The sequence below is a fragment of the Mesorhizobium sp. LNHC229A00 genome, from assembly GCF_000502415.1.
Taxonomy (GTDB): Bacteria; Pseudomonadota; Alphaproteobacteria; order Rhizobiales; family Rhizobiaceae; genus Mesorhizobium.
In genome coordinates, this window is sequence record NZ_AYWQ01000016.1 from 85,234 (window position 1) to 109,336 (window position 24,103).

20 protein-coding genes and 2 pseudogenes are annotated in these 24,103 nt (G+C 60.7%); 6 read left to right on the forward strand and 16 right to left on the reverse strand.

Annotated elements, in window-relative coordinates; genetic code table 11:
• Positions 1-41: 41 nt before the first annotated feature.
• The gene (locus tag X742_RS145525; protein WP_023774269.1) at positions 42-1,151 is read right to left on the reverse strand and encodes a sugar ABC transporter substrate-binding protein; all 1,110 of its coding nucleotides are present in this window, start codon (positions 1,149-1,151) and stop codon (positions 42-44) included.
• 424 nt (positions 1,152-1,575) lie between these two features.
• On the opposite strand from X742_RS145525, the gene X742_RS145520 reads away from it, so the two are divergent.
• Positions 1,576-2,214 carry a TetR/AcrR family transcriptional regulator gene (locus X742_RS145520; RefSeq protein WP_245275599.1) on the forward strand — a complete coding sequence of 213 codons (639 nt, stop codon included), beginning with the start codon at positions 1,576-1,578 and terminating at the stop codon, positions 2,212-2,214.
• A gap of 712 nt (positions 2,215-2,926) precedes the next feature.
• Complete coding sequence (locus tag X742_RS145515) at positions 2,927-3,169, forward strand: DUF982 domain-containing protein (protein WP_023774271.1); 243 nt, start codon at positions 2,927-2,929, stop codon at positions 3,167-3,169.
• 11 nt (positions 3,170-3,180) lie between these two features.
• Here X742_RS145515 and X742_RS1000000172950 read toward each other — a convergent pair whose 3' ends face one another.
• Positions 3,181-3,420, reverse strand: coding sequence for a 2Fe-2S iron-sulfur cluster binding domain-containing protein (locus X742_RS1000000172950; RefSeq protein WP_084569614.1), 240 nt, complete (start codon positions 3,418-3,420; stop codon positions 3,181-3,183).
• A 133-nt stretch (positions 3,421-3,553) separates the two neighbouring features.
• Here X742_RS1000000172950 and istA point away from each other — a divergent pair.
• From istA to X742_RS01000000170535, 3 genes and pseudogenes are all read left to right on the forward strand, one after another.
• Positions 3,554-5,047, forward strand: a pseudogene (gene istA, locus X742_RS145510) (IS21 family transposase); the annotation flags it as partial.
• Between the two features lie 5 nt (positions 5,048-5,052).
• Complete coding sequence (gene istB, locus X742_RS145505) at positions 5,053-5,781, forward strand: IS21-like element helper ATPase IstB (RefSeq protein ID WP_031248288.1); 729 nt, start codon at positions 5,053-5,055, stop codon at positions 5,779-5,781.
• Positions 5,782-5,930: 149 nt separating this feature from the next.
• Complete coding sequence (locus X742_RS01000000170535) at positions 5,931-6,677, forward strand: HAD-IA family hydrolase (protein ID WP_084569616.1); 747 nt, start codon at positions 5,931-5,933, stop codon at positions 6,675-6,677.
• A 213-nt stretch (positions 6,678-6,890) separates the two neighbouring features.
• Here X742_RS01000000170535 and X742_RS145500 read toward each other — a convergent pair.
• The 6 genes and pseudogenes from X742_RS145500 to msuE all read right to left on the reverse strand — a co-directional run.
• Positions 6,891-7,116 (reverse strand): annotated as a pseudogene (locus X742_RS145500) (LysR family transcriptional regulator); the annotation flags it as partial.
• Positions 7,117-7,601: 485 nt separating this feature from the next.
• The gene (locus tag X742_RS145495; RefSeq protein ID WP_023774276.1) at positions 7,602-8,366 is read right to left on the reverse strand and encodes an ABC transporter ATP-binding protein; all 765 of its coding nucleotides are present in this window, start codon (positions 8,364-8,366) and stop codon (positions 7,602-7,604) included.
• A gap of 19 nt (positions 8,367-8,385) precedes the next feature.
• Complete coding sequence (locus X742_RS145490; protein WP_023774277.1) at positions 8,386-9,384, reverse strand: ABC transporter substrate-binding protein; 999 nt, start codon at positions 9,382-9,384, stop codon at positions 8,386-8,388.
• Positions 9,385-9,426: 42 nt separating this feature from the next.
• Positions 9,427-10,275, reverse strand: coding sequence for an ABC transporter permease (locus tag X742_RS145485; protein WP_023774278.1), 849 nt, complete (start codon positions 10,273-10,275; stop codon positions 9,427-9,429).
• A 24-nt stretch (positions 10,276-10,299) separates the two neighbouring features.
• Positions 10,300-11,676: an LLM class flavin-dependent oxidoreductase gene (locus X742_RS145480; RefSeq protein ID WP_023774279.1), complete on the reverse strand. Its 1,377-nt coding sequence runs from the start codon at positions 11,674-11,676 to the stop codon at positions 10,300-10,302.
• Positions 11,677-11,731: 55 nt separating this feature from the next.
• Positions 11,732-12,289 (reverse strand): FMN reductase, encoded by a 558-nt coding sequence (gene msuE / locus X742_RS145475; protein ID WP_023774280.1) that lies wholly within the window; start codon positions 12,287-12,289, stop codon positions 11,732-11,734.
• A gap of 1,042 nt (positions 12,290-13,331) precedes the next feature.
• Here msuE and X742_RS1000000174195 point away from each other — a divergent pair.
• Positions 13,332-13,529, forward strand: a complete 198-nt coding sequence (locus tag X742_RS1000000174195) for a hypothetical protein (RefSeq protein WP_156939426.1) — start codon at positions 13,332-13,334, stop codon at positions 13,527-13,529.
• Between the two features lie 78 nt (positions 13,530-13,607).
• Here X742_RS1000000174195 and X742_RS145470 read toward each other — a convergent pair whose 3' ends face one another.
• The 8 genes from X742_RS145470 to X742_RS145435 form a co-directional block, all read right to left on the reverse strand.
• Positions 13,608-15,362, reverse strand: coding sequence for a serine hydrolase (locus tag X742_RS145470; protein ID WP_023774283.1), 1,755 nt, complete (start codon positions 15,360-15,362; stop codon positions 13,608-13,610).
• 43 nt (positions 15,363-15,405) lie between these two features.
• Positions 15,406-16,281, reverse strand: a complete 876-nt coding sequence (locus tag X742_RS145465) for a 3-keto-5-aminohexanoate cleavage protein (protein ID WP_023774284.1) — start codon at positions 16,279-16,281, stop codon at positions 15,406-15,408.
• Between the two features lie 11 nt (positions 16,282-16,292).
• Entirely contained in the window at positions 16,293-16,679 is a 387-nt protein-coding gene (locus X742_RS145460) for a RidA family protein (protein WP_031248290.1), read from the reverse strand.
• A gap of 41 nt (positions 16,680-16,720) precedes the next feature.
• Positions 16,721-18,043 (reverse strand): aspartate aminotransferase family protein, encoded by a 1,323-nt coding sequence (locus X742_RS145455; protein WP_023774286.1) that lies wholly within the window; start codon positions 18,041-18,043, stop codon positions 16,721-16,723.
• A 9-nt stretch (positions 18,044-18,052) separates the two neighbouring features.
• Positions 18,053-20,098: an FAD-dependent oxidoreductase gene (locus X742_RS145450; RefSeq protein WP_023774287.1), complete on the reverse strand. Its 2,046-nt coding sequence runs from the start codon at positions 20,096-20,098 to the stop codon at positions 18,053-18,055.
• Between the two features lie 77 nt (positions 20,099-20,175).
• Positions 20,176-21,666, reverse strand: coding sequence for an aldehyde dehydrogenase (locus X742_RS145445; protein WP_031248293.1), 1,491 nt, complete (start codon positions 21,664-21,666; stop codon positions 20,176-20,178).
• 258 nt (positions 21,667-21,924) lie between these two features.
• Positions 21,925-22,731: an IclR family transcriptional regulator gene (locus tag X742_RS145440; protein WP_023774289.1), complete on the reverse strand. Its 807-nt coding sequence runs from the start codon at positions 22,729-22,731 to the stop codon at positions 21,925-21,927.
• 12 nt (positions 22,732-22,743) lie between these two features.
• Positions 22,744-24,102 carry an FAD-binding oxidoreductase gene (locus tag X742_RS145435; protein WP_031248294.1) on the reverse strand — a complete coding sequence of 453 codons (1,359 nt, stop codon included), beginning with the start codon at positions 24,100-24,102 and terminating at the stop codon, positions 22,744-22,746.
• Position 24,103 lies beyond the last annotated feature (1 nt).

A 24,103-nucleotide genomic window follows, 5' to 3' on the forward strand; every position in this document is an offset into this window, starting at 1 on the left:
GAACGCGCACCGTGGTCGGCGCGCGTCCGCCTGCGGGCTGATTATTTGTATTTAATCTGGCCGTTGCCCGGACCCCAGAAGTCCTTCCAGTCGTATTTCGGCGTGCTGTCGAGGTACTTCGCCTTGAACTCCGCCGCGTCCTTGCGCGTAATGAGGACGGTCGGGCCGTAGAATTCGCGATGCTCCTTGGGTTCGGCCGAAGGCTTGAACGCGCCGGTCGCCGCATAATAGGCAAGCGCCGCCGTGATGCCGCCGCCCCAATGGGGATTGGTGAAGACGGTGGCCAAGATCTCGCCCTTGGCCACGAGTTCCACAGCCTGCTGGTTGCCATCATAGGAAACGATCGGCATGCCTTCGATGCCTTCGGCACGCAGCGCCTCTATGACGCCGTAGGCGATCGTGTCGTTGGCGCAATGCACGCCCTTGATAGAGTCGCCGTATCGGGTCAGGAAGCTGGCCATGATCTGGTTTGCCTTCTGCGTGTCCCAGTCGGCAGGCTGGGCGTCGAGCAGCTGAATATTCGGATAGTCCTTGAGCGCATTCTTCAAACCGTTCAGGCGCTCGATCGCAGGATTGTTGGACGCGATGCCGCCGAGATGAACGACGCCACCCTTGCCGCCCATGGCGTCAAACAGGATGCGGGCGGTCTTTTCAGCCGGCCCCTCGTCCGACCAGGTCATGTGCGACACGTAATTGTCGCCGAAATCCCATGGGTGCAGGTCGTCGGTCTTGTTCCAGATGGTGGAGACATAGGCACCGGCCGCGGCGACCGCCTCGACTACGGGGCGGCAGTTCGGCGCATCGTTCGCGTCGATGGCAAGCGCGAGGTTGCTGCCCTCCTTGCCAAGAAGTGCCTTCACGTCTGCAAGCGACTTCTCGCTCGACCCTTCATTGATGAGGTTGACGAGTGCGCTCTTGGGCTTGCCGATGCTTTCGACAAAGGCTTCGCCGCCCGACACGATTGAGTTCCAGTACGGATTGGTACGATCGCGGTAGCTCCAGGCGATCGCCGGGTCCGTGGCCGCCGCCCGCGCCGGGGTCGCACCCAGGGCGCGAAGTGCCGCAGCACCGCCAAGCCCGAACGCCGACGCAAGAAGCAGATTGCGACGATTGATGGTTTCCTGCTCGATGAATTTCTTGATGAACGACATTTTCTCTCTCCCTGCTGACCTGAATTCGAGCGAGCGCCCTCCCAAGACGCGCACCTAATTGAACCTTTACGCACTATCTAGTTACTTTTTTAGAACTGCCTTGTCAACAGGACTCCTGCCGCGGTGGCGGCCTTGCCTCGGGACATTGGTGACACGCCCGATTGCGCTGCGGGGTGCCTCTATGTAACTATTGAGTTAGTTGAACTGGCCTTTGACTTCAGAGGCAGGCGGGAACCGGAAGCCTTCGAAAAATGCAGCAGATCGCCGATGGTCGTCGTGAACCAGACCAATGCTGCCGGCCGGCTCCTGGCCGCCGCGGAGTGCCTTTTGACAATTCGCTGGTCGCTCTGGTCACAATCTAGTTAGTGCGCCATATCGATGGTCAAATGTCGGATTCGAAACGGACCAGTTAGGAAAAAAGATGTTGGCCGCGAAGACAAGGAAGCCAAGAATTCGCGATGCGGAGGCAACCCAGAAGCGGATACTCGCGGCCGCCAAGCAGGAATTCGCCAAGAAGGGTTTGGGCGGCGCCAGGGTGGACGACATAGCCGCGCGCGCAAAAGCCAACAAACGCATGATCTACCATTATTTCGACAGCAAGGAGAGCCTGTTCCAGCGCGTGCTCGAAGACGCCTATGTCGACATTCGAACAGCCGAGCAAAAGCTGGAACTCGATCATCTCGACCCCAAGGAAGCGCTGGAAAGGCTGGTGCGCTTCACCTGGAAGTATTATCTCGACAATCCGGAATTCCTCACCATGGTGAACAGCGAAAACCTGCACAAGGCGCGCCACCTCAAGAAGTCCAAGGTCGTTCAGGACATCAGCCGACGTCTGGTCACGATGGTCGAGACGCTTCTGGAGCGCGGCGCAAAGCAGGGCGTGTTTCGGGACGGCGTCGATCCGGTTCAATTGAACATCACGATCGCCGCCATCGGCTACTACTACTTCACCAATCGCTTTACCGGCTCCATCATCTACGAGCGTGATCTGATGTCGCGCGAAGCTCTCGATACAAGGCTGCAGTTCAATATCGATACCATCATGCGCCTTGTCAGCAAGTAGCCGTCGTTCCAGGATGGAAGCTCTTTTTGCAAGGGATTAGACGGGATTGCGCGCAGGTCCGTCGGCCTATTCCCGACCCGAGCTGCTCGGCGGGCGTTGCGGGTCTCTCTCCCGGATCTTCCCCCGCCCCTGCGGCCCGCCCGCCCTCTTCCTTCCGGCATCCGCGCGCAGCGCCCCATAAGCGTCGGCATTGCGGCAGCGGCCGCGTCAAGGCTGACACCCAGGAGGGAAGGCGCGGGCTTCAGGAAAGCCCGCCCATGGGACCAAGCGCCATTTCACCTCCGGACGCGACAGAACTCCGCTGTGCTTTGTTGCACAAGAAGACCGGAACCCATCGGGATATGGCGACCGGCTGAAATTGGACAGGCAATTTGTACTGAGATTGAGCAACTGCAGGTTCTCTTCGGGCACCAGCCAATACATGTATAAATTGATCCTACGTCATGATACGCGAAGACCGTGTCGAGGTCGGAACTGAGAGTGTAATTGCATGTCGAGCAGGTTCGTCCGGCCCGTGGTGGTGCAAGTTGGCCGGCATGACCGTGAGCNCAGAATTCCGCGGTGCTTTCTTGCGCAACAAGGCCGGAACATAGCGGCCTGCTTGATTGGGCAACTGCTAGTTCTGTTCTGGCCCTAGTCAGAAATGTATAAATTGTCCCAACGTCATGATACGCGAAAATCGTGTCATGGTCAGAACTGAGAGTGTAATTGCATGTCGAGCAGGTTCGTCCGGCCCGTGGTGGTGCAAGTTGGCCGGCATGACCGTGAGCGCGTCATATTCGATGTGAACGACGCAGCCACGATCCTGCTGCGGAGTTTCATTCATCAGACGAAGAAGCGAAAACTGGCGATGGATGCATGTCTTCAGGTTCTGCGTGGTGAAGCCCAGACGCCGGTAGCGAGACGGGCCTTCGTGGTAGCGGCGTTAGAAGCGAAAATCTTACGCAGCGACTGAGGTCCTTGCCTTCAAAGATCGAGCTTGAGCACACCTTTCGCGCGAGACACGCATGGGATAAATCGGCTGTCCCGAGCCTGCTTGGACAAGAAAGCATCGCGGTGGATCGGTTGACCTTCCAGCATCCCGCATTCGCAGGTCCCGCAAACGCCGTTTTCGCATGAAGCCATGAGCAGCACGCCCGCCCGCCGCAATGCTGCCAGCGCTGTCGTATCGGCTGCGACAGGGACCAATGCCCCGTCCCGTAGCATGATCGTGAACGGTTCTGTTGTGTTTCGGCGTGGAATAAGGACCCCGTTTCAGGGGTGATCGGCGTCCAAAAAGGACCCCTGTAACGCAGGGTTGTCACACTGCCTCCGGGTTCATCGGAGGCATTTGTTTTGGATGTTGGTTGTGGAGACGATTGCAAAGATACGCCGGCTGTCGCTGGTTCATGGGAAGTCGATCAAGGAGATTTGCCGCGAATTGCGGATCTCCCGGAAGGTCGTCCGCAAGGTTCTGCGATCTGATGCGACTGAGTTCCGCTACGAGCGCGAGCGGCAGCCGATGCCGAAGATCGGTCCCTGGCAGGGTCAGCTCGATGGATTTTTGAACGGCAATCACAGCAAGTTTGGGCGCGAGCGGCTAACGCTGATCCGGATCTTTGAGGAGCTTCGCGGTCTCGGATACGACGGCAGCTACGATGCGGTTCGCCGATACGCCAAGAGCTGGGCGAAGGCGCAGGGATCAGCGACGGCGGAAGCCTATGTGCCATTGTTCTTCCCGCCGGGCGAGGCCTACCAGTTCGACTGGAGCCACGAGATCGTTCTGATCAACGGCGTGACGATGACCGTGAAGGTCGCCCATGTCCGACTCTGCCACAGCCGCATGATGTTCGTGAGGGCCTATCCGCGCGAGACGCAGGAGATGGTGTTCGACGCCCACGATCGGGCCTTCGCCTTCTTCGGTGGCGCCTGCACGCGCGGCATCTACGACAACATGAAGACGGCGGTGGAGACGGTGTTCGTCGGCAAGGACCGGCAATATAATCGCCGCTTCTTGCAGATGTGCAGCCACTATCTGGTGCAGCCGGTCGCCTGCACGCGGGCGTCGGGCTGGGAGAAGAGTCAGGTCGAGAACCAGGTCGGCCTGGTGCGGGAGCGCTTCTTCACGCCGCGCCTGCGCTTCAAATCCTATGAGGAACTCAACGCTTGGCTCCTCGACAAATGCATCGCCTACACGAAAGCGCACCGTCATATTGACCAGCCGGAGCGCACGATCTGGAACGTGTTCGAGGAAGAGCGCGGCAAGCTTGTCGAGTATCGTGGGCCCTTCGATGGATTCCACACGGTCCCCGCCTCAGCGTCGAAGACCTGCACGGTGCGCTTCGACAACAACAAATACTCGGTGCTCTCGACGGCCGTCGGCCGCCCCGTCGAGGTCCAGGCCTATGCCGATCGCATCGTCATCCGTCAGGACGGCAGCCTCGTCGCCGAACATGTCCGCTCGTTCGGGCGCGGCGAGACGATCTACGACCCCTGGCACTATGTCCCCGTGCTTGCCCGCAAGCCCGGAGCGTTGCGCAATGGCGCGCCGTTCCAGGGCTGGGTTCTGCCATGGGCAATGGAGCGGGTCCGGCGCAGATTGAAGTCCGCGGACGACGGCGATCGGCAGATGGTGGCGATCCTGGCCGCCGTTCTCAGCGACGGTCTCGATGCCGTCGAGGTGGCCTGCCAAGAGGCACTCGACCAGAACGTCTGCTCGTCAGCCGTCATCATCAATATCCTGACGCGTCGGCGCGATCCGGCGCCGGCCGTCACCATCCTCACCCCGGACGCGCTCCGCCTGCAGCATGAGCCGCAGGCCGACTGCGCCCGCTACGACAGCCTCAGGAGGGCAAGCTGATGGAACGCACCCAGGTTCTGGATCTTATGGGGACGCTGAAGCTCTATGGCATGCGCAGCGCCTACGACGAGATCATGGCGACAGGCATCAAGCGCCAGCACGAGCCGCCGAAGATCGTCGGCGATCTGCTCTCGGCCGAGATCGCCGAGAAGCAGGCCCGCTCTATCAAATACCAGCTTACCGTCGCCAAGCTGCCGCTCGCCAAGGACATCGAGGAGTTCGACTTCGACGGCACGCCGGTCAACGAGGTGCTGGTCCGCGACCTTGCCAACGGCACCTTCGTCGCCGATCAGCGCAACGCCGTCCTCATCGGCGGCACAGGAACCGGCAAGTCGCATCTGGCCATCGCCATTGCCCGGGCCTTGATCCGCAACGGCTCACGTGGCCGCTTCTTCAACGTCGTCGATATGGTCAATCGATTGGAGACCGAGCACCGCGGTGGCAAGCAAGGCCGCATCGCCGACTACCTCACCCGGCTCGACTTCGTCGTGCTCGACGAGCTCGGCTATCTCCCGTTCGCACAAGCCGGTGGGCAGTTGCTCTTCCATCTGATCAGCCGGCTCTACGAGCGCACCTCGATCATCGTCACCACCAACCTGGCATTCGGCGAATGGCCCGCCGTCTTCGGCGACCCCAAGATGACCACCGCGCTGCTCGACCGTCTCACCCATCACTGCGAGATCATCGAGACCGGAAAGGAATCCTGGCGCTTCAAGAACCGCGCCTGATCACCCCATAACGCCGATCCGCACTCGCCGGGCTGCGCAACCCTGACCAGCTCCGCCCGGCGAGCGCTGACCATTTGTGCCTCAAAAAGGGGTCCCTTTTGCGAGCCGATCCAGGGTCCCAATTGCGGGCCGATTGACAGACTGAAGAGCTGCACCGTCAATCTTTCAACCAGACTTTCGCCGAGGCCGGGCTTGGCTGGGTCTGGGACCGTAGCTTGTACACGGACTTGCTCGGCACTACAGGAGGCCGCGAGCGCATTGTTTCGTATGCGCAGATGGCGGGGCACAATGTCGACCCAGATCTTCTGCACGCACGAAAAACGGAAATCTATAACGTCAAGCTCAAGGAAGGCCTGGTCAGCCTCAGGCCCGGCGTGGCGGAGCTGATTGAGCATGCCACGCAGGAAGGGGTTATGCTCGCGATCGGGACGACGACTAGCAGGCAAAATGTGGTGTCGCTCCTTCATAGCACGCTTGGCTCACGATCCTTGGATCTGTTTTCCAGTATCCGTACGGGCGAGGACGTGCGCGCCAAAAAACCTGATCCTGAAGTTTATAGGCTGGTGCTATCTGACCTTGGTCTAGGGGGCTCCGAGTGTCTTTGTATCGAGGATTCAAGGAACGGGCTTATGGCCGCTCGTGGGGTTGGGATGCGCACGGTTATCACGGCCAGCCTGTTTACGTCTCACGAGGACTTCAGCGGTGCCGATCTCATCCTGCGCAATCTGGCGATGCCATGGTCATCGGTTGAGTTCAAACCTTATACGTCGATATTGGACCAGCCTCTCGACGTGAGCCGCCTTCTGAGGCGCGCCGGAGGAAAGTCCGGCAGTCGGCGAACGGGCACTTCAATATCGCCAACGTCGTCGAGCGGATCCGGACCGGCGCCCAAGTGATATGTTGGCGCTCGACCATGTCGCACCGCTGTTGCGGGTTTTGTTACAACGGCTGAATCGGGACGCAGAGTTCCCTAATGCGAGGTCAATCAGGTGCCGCGCTCGTCGACGCGACGTCCGGGATAGGGCGTTTTCGTGGGGGACCGCGCCCGGCGACGGGGAAGGTCATCACTACATCCACGGGATAGACCTTTTGCTTGAAGGGATGCAAGCCCCTTCAAGCATCTGTTTGATTTGATTGAAATAAAGTGCACCAGACTCTGTGAGGCTGCCCCTTCGGCTCTTCCCGGTTGACCAACCGGATGCCCAGGCGGCTCTCCAGCTGCATTACGTGTTTGCTGGGCATTGCCGGCGAAATGCCGAGGCGATCCGCGGCAGCGGTGAAGCTTTTCAGGTCGGCGACGGTGCAAAACACCCGCATGCTCGTCAACGTATCCATTGATCATCAACATCCAGGAAATGGCTCTTCAATATCAGCCAGATTGGAGAAAAATCAGTACTTCCGCTCGGGCAACGCTTCGTTATCTTCGACCGCGAACCTCACGTCGAATTCGGGCGCCTGAGGGTGCGAAGCGGCAGCCGTAATTTGTTTTCCGCCATGCGTGGTCCATCGCTATGTGCCCCTCAGATGCGGTTACCAATTGGCGGTGCTTTCTGATGAGTTGTTGCAGGCGACGATGCCGGCGGAGCGATCCGTTGCAGCAATTGCTGCAAAAATCGCTCGTGCCGTCGATGCTATTGTTTTCTTGCGAGATTTGTGCGCCCGCAGACGCCGCCACCAAGGCAGCCGAACTTGAAGCGGCTCGAACCCGCCAAGGTATCCCGCTTATCCCGCTCTTACGCGCAACAGGCCCCGCGAGTGGATCAACGACGGTCGTGTTGCCTTGCGATAATCCGCGCGGGGATCCGCCAACCGCTGTTCGATCAACGCAGGCCGAATTCCCGCAGCAATTCTTCGCGATAGCGCACGAAGCGGCTTTGGCTGCGCTCGCGCGGGCGTGGCAGGTCGATGTCGATCAGCCTTGCCGCGCCGCCCTTCTCCTTGGGCAGGATCAGCACCCGGTCGGCAAGATAGATCGCCTCTTCGAGATCGTGGGTGACCATCACCATGGTGACGTTCTCCTCGCTCCAGATGCGCGCCAGTTCCTCCTGCATGCCGATCTTGGTCATGGCGTCGAGCGCCCCCAGCGGCTCGTCGAGCAGAAGGATCTCGGGCTGCACGGTGAGTGCCCGGGCAATGCCGACGCGCTGCGCCATGCCGCCTGAAAGCTGGTTCGGAAAAGCATCGGCGAATTCGGCAAGGCCGACCAGCGCGACGTAGAAGCGTGCGCGTTCCTCAGCTTGCCTCTTGGGCACGCCGCGCACTTCGAGGCCAAAGGCGACGTTGCCGAGCACGCTCAGCCAGGGCAGGAGGCGCGGTTCCTGGAAAATCACGGCACGCTCGGCGCCAACACCATGCACCGGCTGGCCGTCGATCACGACACCGCCGCTGTCGGCCGCCTCGAGCCCGGCAAGAATGCGCAGCAGCGTGGTCTTGCCGGAGCCGCTGGCGCCGACAATGACCAGGCATTCCCCCGAACGAATGTCGAGGTTGAGCGTCCGCAGCACGGCAAGCTGGCGCCCGCCGAGGCTGAAGGATTTTGAGAGGTCGCGGATCGAAACCTCTCCGCCGCGGTTGGCGCCAGTCATTTCAGCTCCTGGTCTCAGCTCAGTTCGTCTTGGTTTCGCCGGGCCGGTACAGAATGTCGGCAGCTTTCAGCTTGCCCTTCGCCAGACGGCCGTCGCGCTCCAGCACGGCGACCCAGAAATCGATGTCGCGATCGTTCGCCTTCGCACCTTCACGCAAGCCAAAGCCGGTCCAGTAGCGGGCGAGATCGCCGTTTTCGCCGCGCTTGTTGAGGATGTTGGCCAGCACCTTGCGAGCTTCCTCCGGGTTCTGGCGCGACCAGTCTGAAGCGCGCGCCGACTGTTCGACGAAGTTGCGCGCCGCATCCGGGTTGGCGGCAATGAAGTCGCGCCTGAGCACGACGAAGCCGCCGGCGAGTTCGCCGAGCACCTGGGTGTCGTCGAACACGCCGCGCACGCCGCCATTGGCGACCAGCGCGCCGGCGAACGTCGCCTGCCAATAGCCGAGCCCGGCAATATCAACCTGGCGAGAGCGCAAGGTCTGCTCGAGCTGCGGGCCGGGCACGACGACGAGATTGGCGGCATCCGGTGGCAGGCCGACGCTGTGCAGGGCTTCGCGCACCGTATAATCGAGATGGGCGCCGAGCGTGTTGACCGAGATGGTCTTGCCGGCAATGTCGGCGATCGATTTGATCGGGCTGTCTTCCAGCACGTAAAAGACGCTCTTCACATCCTTGTTGATGCCGTTGCTCGGATACGCCGCGACGAAGTCGTTGCCGCCCGAGATCGAGTTGATCACCGCCGCGGTGGCGGCCGAGCCGATGTCGACGCTGCCGGAAGACAGCGCAAACAGCGATTCCGGTCCGCCCGAGGAATAGCCGACATTCTCCAGCTCGACGCCGAGCGCTTTGAAGTAGCCGAGCTCGTCGGCCAGCTCATGCGGGGAGATGCTGCCACGGCTGGCGAGGTAGCGGAACTTGACGGCTGCGGCTTGCGCAAAGACCAGGCGCGGCAGGCCGGCGGCGATGAGGCCTGCGGCAAGCGGCGCGCCGGCAAGCAGCGAACGGCGAGTGATTTTCATGGTCGGGTCCTTCCTGGAGGTAAACGGTGAGGGGCGGACTGCTCAGTTGACAGGATTGCTCCAGCGACAGAGCCGCCGCTGCAGGGTGACCAATGCCTGGTTGGCGATCAGGCCAAGACCGGCGAGGATGACGATTGCCGCAAACATCAGCGGGATCTGGAAATTGTACTGCGCGTTCATCACCTGGAAGCCGATGCCCTTGTTGGCACCGATCATCTCGGACGCGATCAAAAGCAGCAGCGCCGTGGTGGCGCTCAGCCGCAAGCCGACGAAGATCGACGGCACGGCGCCTGGCAGCACGACGCGGCGAAACACGGTGAGCCGGGTTGCGCCATAGACGCGCGCCATTTCGAGCAGCTTGGGATCGACTTCCTTGACGCCGCTGGTGGTGTTGAGCAGCAGCGGAAACAGGGTCGCCCAGAAGATGACGAAGATCTTGGAGGTTTCGCCCAGCCCCAGGAGCAGGATGAACACCGGGTACAGCGCCAGCGCCGAAGTCTGCCGGAACACCTGCAGGATTGGATCGAGCGCGGTTTCGACCGAGCGCACCTGGCCCATGAACAGGCCGAGCGGAATGGCGACCGCGACGGCCGCGGCAAAGGCAATGCCGGCGCGCTGCAGGCTGATGGCGATGTCGCCGAGCAGGCTGCCGCCGGCGAGCCCCTTCCAGAGCGCAACGACGATCATGTCGATCGGCGGCAGCACCGCCGCGTTGACCCACCCGACACTGCTCGCCACCTGCCAGAGCGCCAGGAAGCCGACGAGCACGCCGTAGCGCTTCAGAAGGCGGACAGCCGTTCGGCCGCCGAGGTGCAGAAAATCCTGACCAAGCCTGGTTTCGCCGCGGCTGGAGCGGATCGCGATCGGCCGATCGATGTGTTGCAATGTCATCGTTCTACCCTTCGGCTAGGAGGATCATTCGGCGGCAAGGACGGTCGAGCGAGCGACGGTCCATGGGTTTTCCGGGCGCCTGAGACCGAGGTTTTCGCGCAACGTGCGGCCTTCGTAGGCCGTGCGGAACAGGCCGCGCCGCTGCAATTCGGGAATGACAAGGTCGACGAAATCGTCGAGCGCGCCGGGCAGCCAGGGGGGCAGGATGTTGAAGCCGTCGGCCGCTTCGCTGGTGAACCATTCCTCCAGCTGGTCGGCGACCTGCACCGCGCTGCCGACGATGGTGTAGTGGCCACGCGCCGTCGCCACCCATTGGTAAAGCTGGCGGATGGTGAAGTTGTGCTCGTCGGCAATCTGCCGGATCAGCGCCTGGCGGCTCTTCATGCCTTCGGTTTCCTTGCTCGGCGGCAGCGGGCCATCGAGCGGATAACCCCTGATGTCGAGCGTCTGGCCGGCGAGCCCGTTGAGGAGCGCGACACCGTCCTCGGGCAGGATGAGGTCGTTGAGCAGCTGGTATTTGGCGCGGGCTTCTTCCTCGGTGCGGCCGACGAAGGGCGCGACGCCGGGCATGATCAGCACCTGGTCGGGATCGCGGCCGACTTCCGCCACGCGCGCCTTGATATCGCGGTAGAATTCCTGCGCCGTCTCGAGCTTCTGATGGGCGGTGAAGATCACTTCGGCCGAATGCGCGGCAAGCCCGCGTCCGTCTTCTGACTGTCCGGCTTGTACGACAACCGGATGACCTTGCACCGGGCGCGGCACATTGAGTGGGCCCTTGACGCTGAAATGTTCGCCCTGGTGGTCGATGTCGTGCAACTTGTCCTTGTCGTAGAAGCGGCCCGACTGCTTGTCGCGGATGAAGGCGTCATCCTCCCAGCTGTCCCACAGCGCCTTGACAGTCTCGACATGCTCATGCGCCCGCGCATAGCGCTCGGCATGGTTGGGCTGGACGTCGCGGTTGAAATTGCGCGCGGTTTCGTCGCCGGCCGAGGTCACCACGTTCCAGCCGGCGCGGCCGTTCGACAACAGATCGAGCGAAGCGAATTTGCGCGCCAGCGTGTAGGGCTCTTCATAGGTGGTGGACGCCGTGGCGATGAAGCCGAGATGCGTGGTCAGCGGCGCCAGTGCGGCAAACAGCGTCACCGGCTCGAAGCCGGCGATCTTGGCATTGCCGCCTTCGCGGGCGCCGAGGCCGACGGTCAGATTGTCGGCCAGGAAGTAGGCGTCGAACAGACCGCGCTCGGCGGTCAGCGCCAATTGCTTGTGGAACTCGAAATTGGTGGCGCCGTCGGCCGGCGCATCGGGATGGCGCCAGGCGGCGATATGTTGTCCGCCGCCAGGCAGGAAAGCGCCCAGTTTGATCTGCCGCGGCTTGCTATCGGACTTGCTGGCTCGGGTCATTGCAGGCGTCCTTCTGGTCTATGCGGGAGGAATGTTGCGTCCCGGATCGGTGGTTTCAGGCGGCTCGGACGACGCTGTAGGGCACGCCGGCCACGCGGCATGCCTCGGCCACCGCCTGCCGGGCTCGCGCCTGGACGGCCTCCGACACCAGCACCCCATCGGCGAAGTCCTTGTCCGAGGCGTAGATCGCGGTCGGCAAGGTCTGCGCCTCGAAGAAGCCGAACAGCGGCCGCAACTGGTGCTCGACAACAAGCGAATGCCGCTCGCCGCCACCGGTCGCCGCGAGGATGACCGGCTTGCCGCGCAGCGATGATGGGTCGAGCAGGTCGAAGAAATGCTTGAACAGACCGGTATAGCTGCCCTTGAAGGTCGGCGAGCCGACCACCAGTGCATCGGCGCCCAGTACCTGTTCGACGATGGCGCGGGCCGCCGGATCGAGATCGTCATGTTTCTTTGCGAGCGGGAAAGACGGGCCGAGGTCCTCGATGTCGAAAATGCTCAAAGCAGCACCCGCGCGGCTCGCCACTTCACCGGCGATGTGGCTGACGAAGGCTTTGGTCTTTGACGGACGGGTCAGGTTGCCCGATAGTCCCACCACCAGCTTTTTTGACATCCGAAACTCCTTCTCGCAAACGCACTATCTGCATTAAGCCTACCGATTATGTAGAATTAAATGAGCGAGAAGATTTCAAAACAGACCCGGCAGGGGGATTGGGTTTGCGCGTTCGAGCCGTTCCTTGGATCAGCAGGTGCGGATATTGGTCCTAGGGTCTTCAGCACGGTCTGGGGTCACTTCGCCCCTCGATATCGCAAATCGCCCGACGAAGAGCAAGGCGGAGCAATCGCCGCGTTCGCGGCTCACGGAGCTTCGCAACGACCGTTAAGGTACGTGGGCCTGAAAGCCCGCCCGTCTTCAGAGTCGGCGGTTGTCATCGTCAGCGGCACGAGAAGCGACCAGCATTCACCGCCCGACTTCGCATGAGCGAGCTTGACCCAATGACTTTGGGTCTGCTTTTCACATCTAGCGGTCGCCGAGTTTTGCCTCATCGCTAGTCATGAGTTCCTTTAAAAACCTGCTCGCCACGCGAATCGGGAGAGATTCGCCATATCCTGATGAACGGAAAGCCAAACGTCTCTGTGCCCCTGCCAGGGCCGGCAGGACGTTGATCAGACCCGTGTTCACGCGGAGAGCGAATTCTGGAAGCGCGACGATCCCCGCGCCGCCCGAGGCCGCAAACATTGGGCAATCATGCTGTTGGAGGCGAATGCAAGTTTTTGGCTGGGATGAAATCTTCGGGACAGCGGACCGCTTCGAGCTGAACCAGTTCCTCGATGTAGCGACAAAATGATGTCTTTGGAGGTCCTCTTTGCCTTCGGGGGTTCCGTATTTCTCAAGATAGGACGGAGAAGCATATATCCGTGTGGCGAAGCGGCCAATGCACTCGCCCACGACGGCGTTTCCGCGGCGGGCGACTCGTACTGTCTGCGGTGACGTGACATCGAAGGTCTGCCAAGTGCCGCATCCCAGGACTGGCAGGGGCTGCCAGGACTGGCAGGGGCTCGCCGCTCGAGAGAATCTGGCGGCGAAGCATCATGACTTGACTTGCTGTTTTCGGCATTCATCTACTCCAGCTGTCCATGCGGGATGGGATTTTTTGGGCAAGTCGATCAAGCTCGTCACCGATATCCTTGCCCCCGATCCCGAGGCGCTTGAAATAGCTCGTCATACGGCTGGTCGTTATCATGAGTGGGGTACGGCCGGTGCAATGTCCTCCGGCAGACGCAGCTTGCCGAAGGCTTGCCGCTGCTCCATTGAGCACCTGGATTTGTCGGCCACCAAGGAGACGATCTAGTGGACCAGCCAACAACATCACCGCTGCACGGAGCGCTCGTTCAAGGCAGGGCGCTGAGCGCCCTGCCCGCCACACTTGTCAGTTGTTGCAGATTTTTTCGATAGCATTCGACGCCTGAACTAAGCCAGAAAAGTCACTCACGGTCTCGTCGTCTGTTGGTGCCGATGAAAGCCGGACAGCAATCAGGTTGTTGGGGAGCATAGCCACGATTTGCCCCCCATAACCCATGAAGCGCGCAAAATTTCCGTCGCATCCATCAAACGAGAAGTCGTCGATCCAGAAAGAACTAAAGTATCTCTCGCCCGAGCCTCTCGGCCGGCCGGTCGGCAATCCCCACTTCTTATGGTTGGTCAAGCCTTCTTGGGTCTTCTGAGGGGTAAGGAGTTGGTCGCCCGCGACCGCGCCACCGTCTTTAAACAGCTTGGCAATTTTAACAAGGTCGTCGATGGTTGCGTACAATCCCTCGAACGCAAGCGGCTGTTTTTTTGCACCGAATGTCGTCGCGACCGGCAAGTCATAGACCTTGATCTTTTGATAAACTTCGTGCCTCAACATCGAAGTGATGTCTTTGTCGGCGCCTTGCTTATCCTTAAGTAGACTGTCCAAAGCCGCACCGAGGACGAAGTAATCCTCGTCCCTGTAGCGAACAAATTTGTCGACGCCCCACCCGTAGGATCGGGGGCGTGCGAGTGCTTTCTCTAGTTTCGATTCGAAATCGCCGTCGTTGTAAAATGCCATGTATGAATCATCGTAAGGCTCGTCACCGATATTCGCTTCTGGCTTCCCTGCGCCGTTTCCGACACCGGTCGCCATATTGAGGGCACTGCCTAAGGTGACGTCTTTCCACGCCGGATAGCGTTTTGCTGCGGGTAGCAGATCGTCGATCTTCGTCGTGAAGATCTGATCGCCATATTTGGCGGCCATACGAAGCATGGCCATGCGCGTAACCGCGGATTTTGTCGCCGACCACACGCCGAAGCGTTGCCTGTCGCAGTAAGGCAGCGGACCCTCCGATGTTTGGCAACCTTTCATGTAGATGGTTCCATCCACAAAAACCGCGGTCGCAAGCTTCCAGTCATCTCGCATGCGGCCGCCGAACTCAGCGCTTTGAGCTATGCTAAGGCTGACCGGCAGGCTGTCCCAGGATTTTACCGGCAGGCGGCTGGCCTCTCGCAGGCTGAAGGCCTGTTCAATGGAATGGACGTCCTCTGCCGAGATCGGTTTCATCGTGGAAACAGACGTTGCTGCCGCCTTGAAAACCGAGCCCGCCTGGAAGGGCGTCGTTCCGGTGGTTATTTGAATATGCAAAGGCGTGACATCCGCATCCTTGTACATGAACAAAGCAACGCCATTATGGCTCTCGCCGCCTTCCACCGGATTCATAATTGCAAGTGGGAACGACGCGCGCGTCCAGCCCGGTGGATCACTCGGCTCCGACCACACTTTTCCAGGCTGCACCAATATCTGCCAATAAGTCCCGCCTCCCATCGGTTTGAAGTCACCCAGGATGTCTTGGGACGAGGGTACCAGAGTGCTTCCGACCGTCGTGAAACTGACTTCGAAAGCAGGAAATGCATGCAGGTCCTTGCCATTCACCGGTGCAAGCTTATCGCCGCTCACCATGCTTGCCTCGGCAAAAGCCAGATGCCCGCTGAACGGCTTGGCTGCGCTCGATGAATTTGAGGAAACAAAGTCGTCGTTGGAGCGAAGCTGCAGCGTTGCAGTAGAAGTCACATCCTGGACCGAAATCGGCGACGCCTTTAGGTCACCAGCAGACATGGTGATGGCCGCCGTGGCGACCCCAAGCGCTACAAAAGCAAATCTCGACCTCATATTAGATCCTCCCTGTTCCCGTTATTGGCATCGTTTCAGAACGCTAAGCCTTCAATGCGAGCTGAGAGCGCGCTGACGCCGGGCTGGCAATGGTGGCGCCGAGCCTTTCCAGGAGCCATTTCGCTTTCTCGACGAGCTCGGCATTGCTCTTCACGAGTTCAGTCCGCGACATCCGGATCGTGTCCTCCATGCCTATCCGCACATGCCCACCGAGCAGGTAGGATTGCATGAGCATTGGGTAAGCGGCGCGGCCGATGCCAAAGCCTGTCCAGATGGCGTCTCGGGGCAACATGTTGCGGGCGAACATCATGGTCTCCGGCGTCGTCGCGAAACCGTATTTCACACCAAGCACAAGGCTTACGAGCGGCGGGCCGCGAAACACGCCGCTTGCGAGAAAGTCGTTGAGGAGATTGATGTCTCCGCTGTCGAAAAGCTCGAACTCGGGCCGGACTCCACAGTCGTAGATGATCTCAGCCATCTTCTTGACGTTGGGCGGAGTGTTGATGACGACCTCGCTGCCGAACGTCATCGTGTTAAGGTCCAAGGTGCAGATGTCGGGCCGCAGATCGCGAATGTGCTCGACGCGACGTTCGGCCGTCACGAAATTCGTCCGGGGGCCGGCAATCTTTGGGTCCTCCTCACCGGGCTGGAACCGGCCGCCAGGTCCGGTGGTGATATTCAGGATGACCTCCGTATTCTTGGTGCGGATCAAACGAACGAGTTCGCGGTAGTGATCGAGTTCCATCGACGGCCGACCGTCGGGATGGCGAACGTGAAGATGCAGAATCGCCGCGCCTGCTTCGGCGGCCTCCAGGGCCGAGATAGCGATTTGTTCGGGCGTCACCGGCAGATTTGCGTTGTCTTGCGGCCTTGTCAGGCTACCGGTCACGGCGCAGGTGATGATGGTGTCCTTCGACATAGGCTTCTCTCTCAGCTTGCGAGGATGGCAGTGGCGGCGATCTCGACGAGAAGGCCATCGTCGATAAGGGCTCCCGCCTGCACCATCGTCGTTGCCGGCCGAATGTCGCCGAAGACGGAGCCGTGGGCTTTGGCGACCGCTTCCCAATCGCTCATGTTGCGCAAGAAAATGCGCGTCTCGACGACATCCTCGATCGAGGCGTTGAGTTCGCGCAGCGCGGCGCCGATGCGCTCCAGAACCACGATGGTTTGCCGTTCCGCGTCGCCGGGGTGAAGAGCCCCATCGGGTCCAGAGGCGGAAGTGCCCGATACAACAATGATGTTTCCGGCGCGGACGGCCCGGGAATAGCCGATCGCGGCCCCCCACTTGTTGGTCACGGTGACCTTTTGCCTTTTCACGTGCCGCTCCTTAATTGTCCCAGGTTTCCCTGCCGCCGTCATCATGCGACAGACCGCAATGCTCGGTCGAAGGCCCGCACTATTTCGTCGATATCCGCATCGTCCATGGCGGCGGAGAACGCCATCAACCCATTGCCTGCAATGATCACGCCTTCGTCGAACAACGCCTTGGCGAGAGCCGAAACCCGCGCGGCGCCATCTGCTGAGGCGAAAGTGGAACGGTAGTCGCTCAGCGGTGCGTCCGTCAGGTGGACACGGCGCAGTGAGCCCAGTCCGGTAACCTGTCCCTTGATTCCATGACGGGTGAAACACGCATGAAGACCCTCGTCGAAGCGATCGCCGAGCGCCTCGAGCTTCTCGAATACAGGAGGCGTCAATTCTTCAAGAGCGGCTATCCCGGCAGACATCGACATGGGATTGGCACTGAAGGTGCCGCCATGCGGCACCGCGGGCTGGCCCTTGCTCGGATCAAACACCGACATCACTTCCGCACGGCCGCCAATGGCGCCGATCGCGAAGCCGCCACCGATAATCTTGCCGAGTGTGGTGAAATCCGGATCGATGTCGAACCGGCCCTGCGCACCATGATAGCCAAGGCGAAAGGTGATGACCTCGTCAAGGATCAGCAGCGCCCCAAGCTCGCGCGTAACCCGCCGCAGCATCGCCAGATATTCGGGCTTTGCCGGCACCAGGCCCGCGCGATTGGGCATGACATCGACGAGGACGGCCGCGAGGCTGTTGCCGCTGGCGCGAAGGATTGCCTCGGCTACAGGCGTGTTGTTGAAGGGAATGACGACGACATCATCAAGCACACCTTGGGGTGTCCCCTTGGCGGTCGGCACGGATCCTGGCCTGTCGATATCACCCCAGGTGGCGGGGCTGGCGTCCTGGCTTGTCTCGGCCGGATCGTAGGTCCCGTGGTAGGCGCCCTCGCATTTTGCGATCTTCGGTCGGCCGGTATAGGCGCGCGCGGCCTTGATCGCGTTCATCACCGCTTCAGTGCCGGAATTGGTGTAGCGAAGCTGCTCGACGGACGGCAGACGTTCGCACAGGATTTCCGACAGTCGGATCTCGCTCTCGGTGGGCATGCCGAAACACGTCCCGGCTTCAAGCTGCCGTGTGGCCGCCTCAACGATTTGGCGATTGCCATAGCCATGGATCAGAGAGGTGAAGTTCCCCAAGGCGTCGATCCGGACATGGCAATCGACATCGGTGATACGGCAGCCGTCGCCGCGCCAGGCATAGATCTGATGCGGTTTGCGATAGACGGTCGTGCGCGTGTTTCCGCCAGGCATGACCTCGCGGGCACGGGCATAGAGCTTTTCGGAATTTGGTGTCGCTGGTGCTGACATGAGGTCGCTCATCACTTGGTTCTAGATGGCAAGGTTGATCCGCTCGCGACGCAACATCGGGTCGCCGTTCTCGAATTCTTGAGCAAAACGGTGGCCTGAGTAGACGGCGGCGTAAATGGCGGCCGGGGCTTCGCAATCCCCGATGCGTGAGACGCGGCGTAAGCGACCTGCCTTGCCCTCGACAAGACGCGCGGTCAGCGCGGCAAAGAGTTCGTTGCGAGGCAGCCTAGCTGTGACGAGAACAAGGGCGTCGGCCTCTCGATTCTCCGTGGCCCCGGTTCTCGCATCGACGAAGAGGGCCTGGCCTTCATGCGTGCCGATGAGAGCCATGTGCGTAACCATCCTGACGCCTCGCTCATATAGCCGTTTGGCCGTCCGGATATTCTCCAGCGTGTTGATGGTGAAGGAGGAGACGTCGGCCGCCGGTGTGACCAATGTGACGTTGCTGCCGGCAAGCGCCAGTTTTTCAGCGATCACAGCGCCCATGTAGTAGTGATCGTCGTCATAGACGATGATGTGGCCTGAAGGGATATTGCCGCCCATGATGTCGTCCGGTGTGAACACGGGCACGCTGGGCGACAATGCAAGCGGCTTGAACGCCGCGCGCCCCACGCCATCGGCGCGCCATTGCGATCCTGTCGCCAGCACAACCTCATCGGCATCGAATTCGAGAATTTCGGCCACTCCGAGGTCGCTTTCGAGGTAGACACCGACATTTGTGAGTTTGTCGAGCTGGGTGACGCGCCAGTCGCGAACCCTCAGCCATTCGCGCAGGCCCGGCAGCTCGCCCTCGAGGGTCACGCGGCCACCGAGACGGCTCCGCCGCTCGGCCAAGGTTACCTGGTAGCCGCGCTGACCCAGTGCCCGGGCGCATTCGAGTCCCGCCGGCCCACCGCCGACCACGAGCACGGTCGCATCGCTTGATCTGGTGGAAATTCGTTCGGGGTGCCAGCTGCGGCGCCATTCCTCGCCCATGGTCGGGTTCTGCGTGCAGCGCAGGTTCGTCATGGCAAAGTGGCTCGACACGCAGATGTTGCAACCGATGCATTCGCGGATATCCTCGTAACGTCCCTCCTCGATCTTCTTCGGCAGGAAGGGGTCCGCGATCGACGGGCGCGCCGCGCCAATCATGTCAAGCACGCCACGACGGATCAGACTTGCCATGGTGTCGGGTGAGGTGAAGCGCCCGACACCGACGACCGGCTTGGTGGTGACACCCTTGATCCCGGTCATGAACGGCTCGTGGTCGTTCTCCGATGCGAAGCGCGAGGTTGGCGAATCGTCGGCCCAGGTTCCCACCACGAGATCCCATAGATCGGGCAGCTCGGCGAGCAGGCTGATGGCCTCTATCCCTTCCTCCGCAGCGCGAAGGCCATCGGGACCAAACATCTCATCAATGATCAGACGTACGCTCACCGCGCAGGCATCGCCGCCGCCCTCTCGCGTCGCCTCGATCAATTCCTTCAGCAGACGAACCCGGTTTTTCAGCGAGCCACCATATTCGTCGGTGCGCTGATTGCGAGGCGAAATGAACTGGAAGGCGATGGTGGAAAAATTGCCGTCGACATTGAGTATGTCGAAGCCGGCCTTGCGCGCACGCTGCGCGGCCGCCTTCCACCATCCGAGCAGTGCCTTGATGTCGGACTTGTCCATGGCGCGAACCTGGACCGGATGGTGTCCGCTGACCGGTCGGTCCATCGGGCCGAGCGGCACGTCGCGGGTCATGCGATTGGCATTGTAGTAGGCGGGATAGGCGAGTTGCACGCCGGCGAGTGAGCCGTGCTCGTGGACCGCTTCGACCATCAATGCAAGCGGTGGAATGTCGCCGTCATCCCACAGCATCTGCAGAACCTCCGGCATAAGATCGCCAGAGGGATGAACCGAACAATGCTCGGTGTTGACCACCGCCCATCCGCCCTCGGCCTTGATACCGCGCATCGCGGCATGGGCTTGCGGTCGCAAATTGCCCATGCCGTTGCAGTGCGGCGCCTGATAGAATCGATTGCGAGCGACAACAGGTCCGATCCGCACTGGCTGGAACAGGATGTCGAAGCGTGGATCGCGCATGCATGGCTCTTTCTGTGCCCTCGTCTCAAAGGACGAGGAAGGGCGTGCTCGGTCAGGGGATGAAGCCAGGACGATCGCTAGGCGCGGATCTTGATCCAGGTTGCCTTTAGCTCGGTGTATTTGTCGATCGCATGTAGCGATTTGTCCCGTCCGAAGCCCGATTGCTTGTACCCGCCAAAGGGCATCGTAATGTTGCTCTCATCGAAGTTGTTGACCCAGACAGAGCCCGCTCTCAGCCGGCGAGCGGTGGACAGCGCGACGTCGATGTTGTCGGTCCATACCGCGGCGGCGAGGCCATAGATGGTGTCGTTGGCGAGCGCGACCGCCTCCTCCGCCCCGGTAAAGGAGATGGTGGCGAGGACGGGGCCGAAAATCTCCTCCTGTGCAATCCGCATCTTGTTGCTGACATTGTCGAAAACGGTCGGCTCGATGTAGTAGCCGCCGGTCTCGCGAAGGACACGCTTGCCGCCGGATCTGAGCTGCGCGCCTTCCTTGGAGCCGATATCGATGTAATCGAGGACGCGGTCCATCTGGACCTGACTGACCATCGCGCCAAGTTTGGTGGCGGGAGCGAGAGGATCGCCAACCGTGAGGGTTTTCCCTACCGCGATCACCTTGTCGAGAAAAACGTCCTTGATCTTGGCGTCGACCAAAAGACGCGAGCCGGCGTTACAGACTTCGCCCTGATTGAAGAAGATGCCATAGGCCGCCGCCGTTGCGGCTTCATCCAGGTTACCACAATCGGCCATGACGATATGTGGGGTCTTGCCGCCGCATTCGAGCGCGACGCGCTTCATGTTCGACTGGGCAGAATAGCTCATGAAAAGCTTGCCGACTTCTGTGGAGCCGGTGAACGTGACCGCATCCACATCCATGTGCAGGCCGAGCGCCTTGCCCGCAATCTCTCCAAGGCCGGTGACGACGTTGAACACGCCATCCGGGATGCCGGCCTCCGCCGCGAGTTCCGCAAGCCTGATCGCGGAGAGCGGTGACTGCTCGGCAGGCTTGAGAATGACTGAGTTGCCTGCTGCCAGCGCTGGCCCGAGTTTCCAGCATGCCATCAGCAAAGGAAAATTCCATGGGACGACGGCCGCCACGACGCCGACAGGCTCACGCGTAATCATACCCAGAGCACCGCTGCCGGTCGGAGCAATCTCGTCGTAGATCTTGTCGATCGCCTCGGCGTACCAGGCGATCGTATTGGCCGATGCCGGGACGTCGACAGAGCGTGCGTCAGAGATCGGCTTGCCCATGTTCAAGGTCTCGAGCAGGGCGAGCTCATCGCCGTGTTGATGCATCAGCTCCGCGAACCGCTGCAGCACTTTCTTGCGTTCGCTCGGCGAACGCCGCGACCAGGAACCAGAGTCGAAGGCGTTGCGTGCGGAGCGCACCGCCAGGTCGACATCCGCCGCGTCGCATGATGCTATCTGGGCAAGCGTTGTTCCATTGGCGGGATTGATCGCGTCGAACACTCCACCCGATACCGCGTCGACAAATTTTCCGCCGATGAATGCCTGTTTGCGGAGATTGAGATTTGACGCGGCCTGCCGCCAGTCGATCGCACTCATGAGGTTGCCTTTCTCGATAATCGATACCAATATTCAATTAACGAGAAAATAGACCTGACGGCCGCTTGCTGTCAACACAAGATCTCCATGCTCCACGTTGATTTCTTTGAAAAGAGCGCCCGTGATGATATTCGTCAGATATCTCTCGCGAAGGCTTTGACAGACGTTGCGCAAAAAAGAGGGTTTTTATAATAACACACGCCATAAGAGCGCGTCGGTTACTACCGAACGCTGCCGCGCAAACAAGGATTTCTGGATTCAGGCTGTACTTTTTAACGTATGCCGAAATTTTTTCTCCAGGACCTTGGAAAGCTTCTCCGCCAGGCGCTTGACCACTGCGACGTTGATTTCTCGGTTGGTGTCGATAATTCCCTTGATCGTGCCCGTCACGCACAGGCTATGCTGCGTTCGCTGCCCATCGATTCTGATCGGTGCGGCAATCGCTGCAAATCCGTCAACATCTTCTCCGATGCAGTAGGCCACGCCGGTTTTGCGTACGAGTTGCAGCTCTTCCACGAGGGCGGCGAAGTCGACTTTGGTCGCAGCCGTGAACCGCTTAAGCGGCCTGTCGAGGACCGAAGCGATGAAGTTCGAATCCTGAAAGGCGAGGATCGCCTTGGCGGAGGCACCGGCGTGCGCTGGGATTTCGTGCCCCGGAACGATGTAGGCCCTGACCAGATCGCCGGGCGCAACCATGTCGAGGCTGCGAACGCTGTCGCCCGATAGTCGCGCGATGAAGCAGGCCTGGCCGGTTTCTTCTGAGAGCTCTTGCAACGTCGGGCGCGCAACGGCCTTGAACCAGTCGTCGCTCGCACCTGAAAAGAGCAGTCTCTCCAACCGCCGCCCGAGCTTGAAATTGGCCGCGCTCGGGCCGCTCTGCTCGATCAATTCAACATCAGCCAAGCTCTTCATCAGCCTATAGGCCGAGGCTTTCGGCAGATCGAGCATCTCGCCCACGGAGGTTCCTGAGATACCGCCGGGAAAGCCGGCGACGATCTCAAGAATACGCACGTAACGCTCGAGAGGCTTTTCAGTGGCCGGTTTGTCCGTCGGAGTTTTTGCCATGATGTATGCGCTCTAGCCTTTTGCGATTCGATCATCATGCCAGTCGAAATAGCGCATAGCCAAGGGCACGAACCACGGCGAGCCGTTAAAGAATGGCGCCGTCGGAAATTTTTCGATATCGAAGGCCGAAGACATGTCTCCCCGTTGAAGAATGCGGGCAGCGAGCTTCTCCCCGAAATGTGTTCCAAGAGGAATGCCGGCGAAGTTGTAGCCAAGCGCGAAGTGCACGCCGTCCTTCGTGCCGATATGGGGCATGAAATCGAAAGTTCCCGCGCAGTGCCCAGTCCACGCACGACTGAGGCGGACGCCCTCAAGGTCGGGCAGAATTCTCACAAGGCGATCGCGCAGCGTGCCTGCGAGCGGCGTCGCCGTCGGGCTCGCCGTACCAGTCATGCCGCCAAACAGAATGCGGCTTGAGTCAGGTGCCGGGCGAATAAAATCGATGTTCATCCTGGTGTCGAGATAGGTGCGGCGGCGCGGCATCACCTTGTCGATCGTTTCCACGGGCAACAGCTCGGTTGCAATAACAAAGCCGCGAAAAGGAATGACCCGCCTCGCAAGCCATTTCAGATTGCGGCTTGTATAACCATTGGTGACGACAATGACATGACGGGCCGCAATGTCGCCCCTGGACGTTCGAACGGTCTTCCCACTCGTATCGTGAGCGACGCCCAAGACATTCGTGAGGGGGTGCAGCCTGACGCCGGCATCGAGCGCTTTGCGGACAAGGCCTGCGTGATAAAGCCCGGGATGGATCGAACCGAGATCTGGAATGACGGCGCCGCCATGGTAGCCGTCGGAGGCGATCTCCGTACGGACGTCCTGCTTCTCGACAACGGAATAGTCGAACCCCACGGCTTGCCGCGTCTGTTCGAGTTCCCCAATCAAAGCTTGAAAATGGGCTTTCGAATTGGCGGCAATGAATCGGCCACAGGTCTGGTAGTGGCAATCGATGCGCTCGCGCTCGACGAAGGCCTGGACGCCGCGGAGAGCCGTATCAAGCTCGCGATAGACCCGCACCGCGTGGTCGCGCCCGGATTTTGCCGCCAGCCATTCAACGGACCGCTTGAGCGTGCGGCCAACGAAACCGGCGTTGCGGCGTGCGGCGCCCTCGCCGATCCTCTGCGCATCGACCACGGCGACGTCACAACCCGCACGGGCCAGATGCAGAGCGGCGACCAGACCCGTAATGCCACTGCCAACGATGACGACATCAGCCCTGCCGCCAAGGCTGACTGGTTCCGTATTCTCGTCGGCTGCCGGCAGCGGCGCCGCCGACCACCAATAGGGCTCTTCAAGATAATCGTCAGCGAACAATCCGGCTTGCCCCGCCCCGATCGTCCCGGTCTCTTGCGACATGATGTGCAGCATC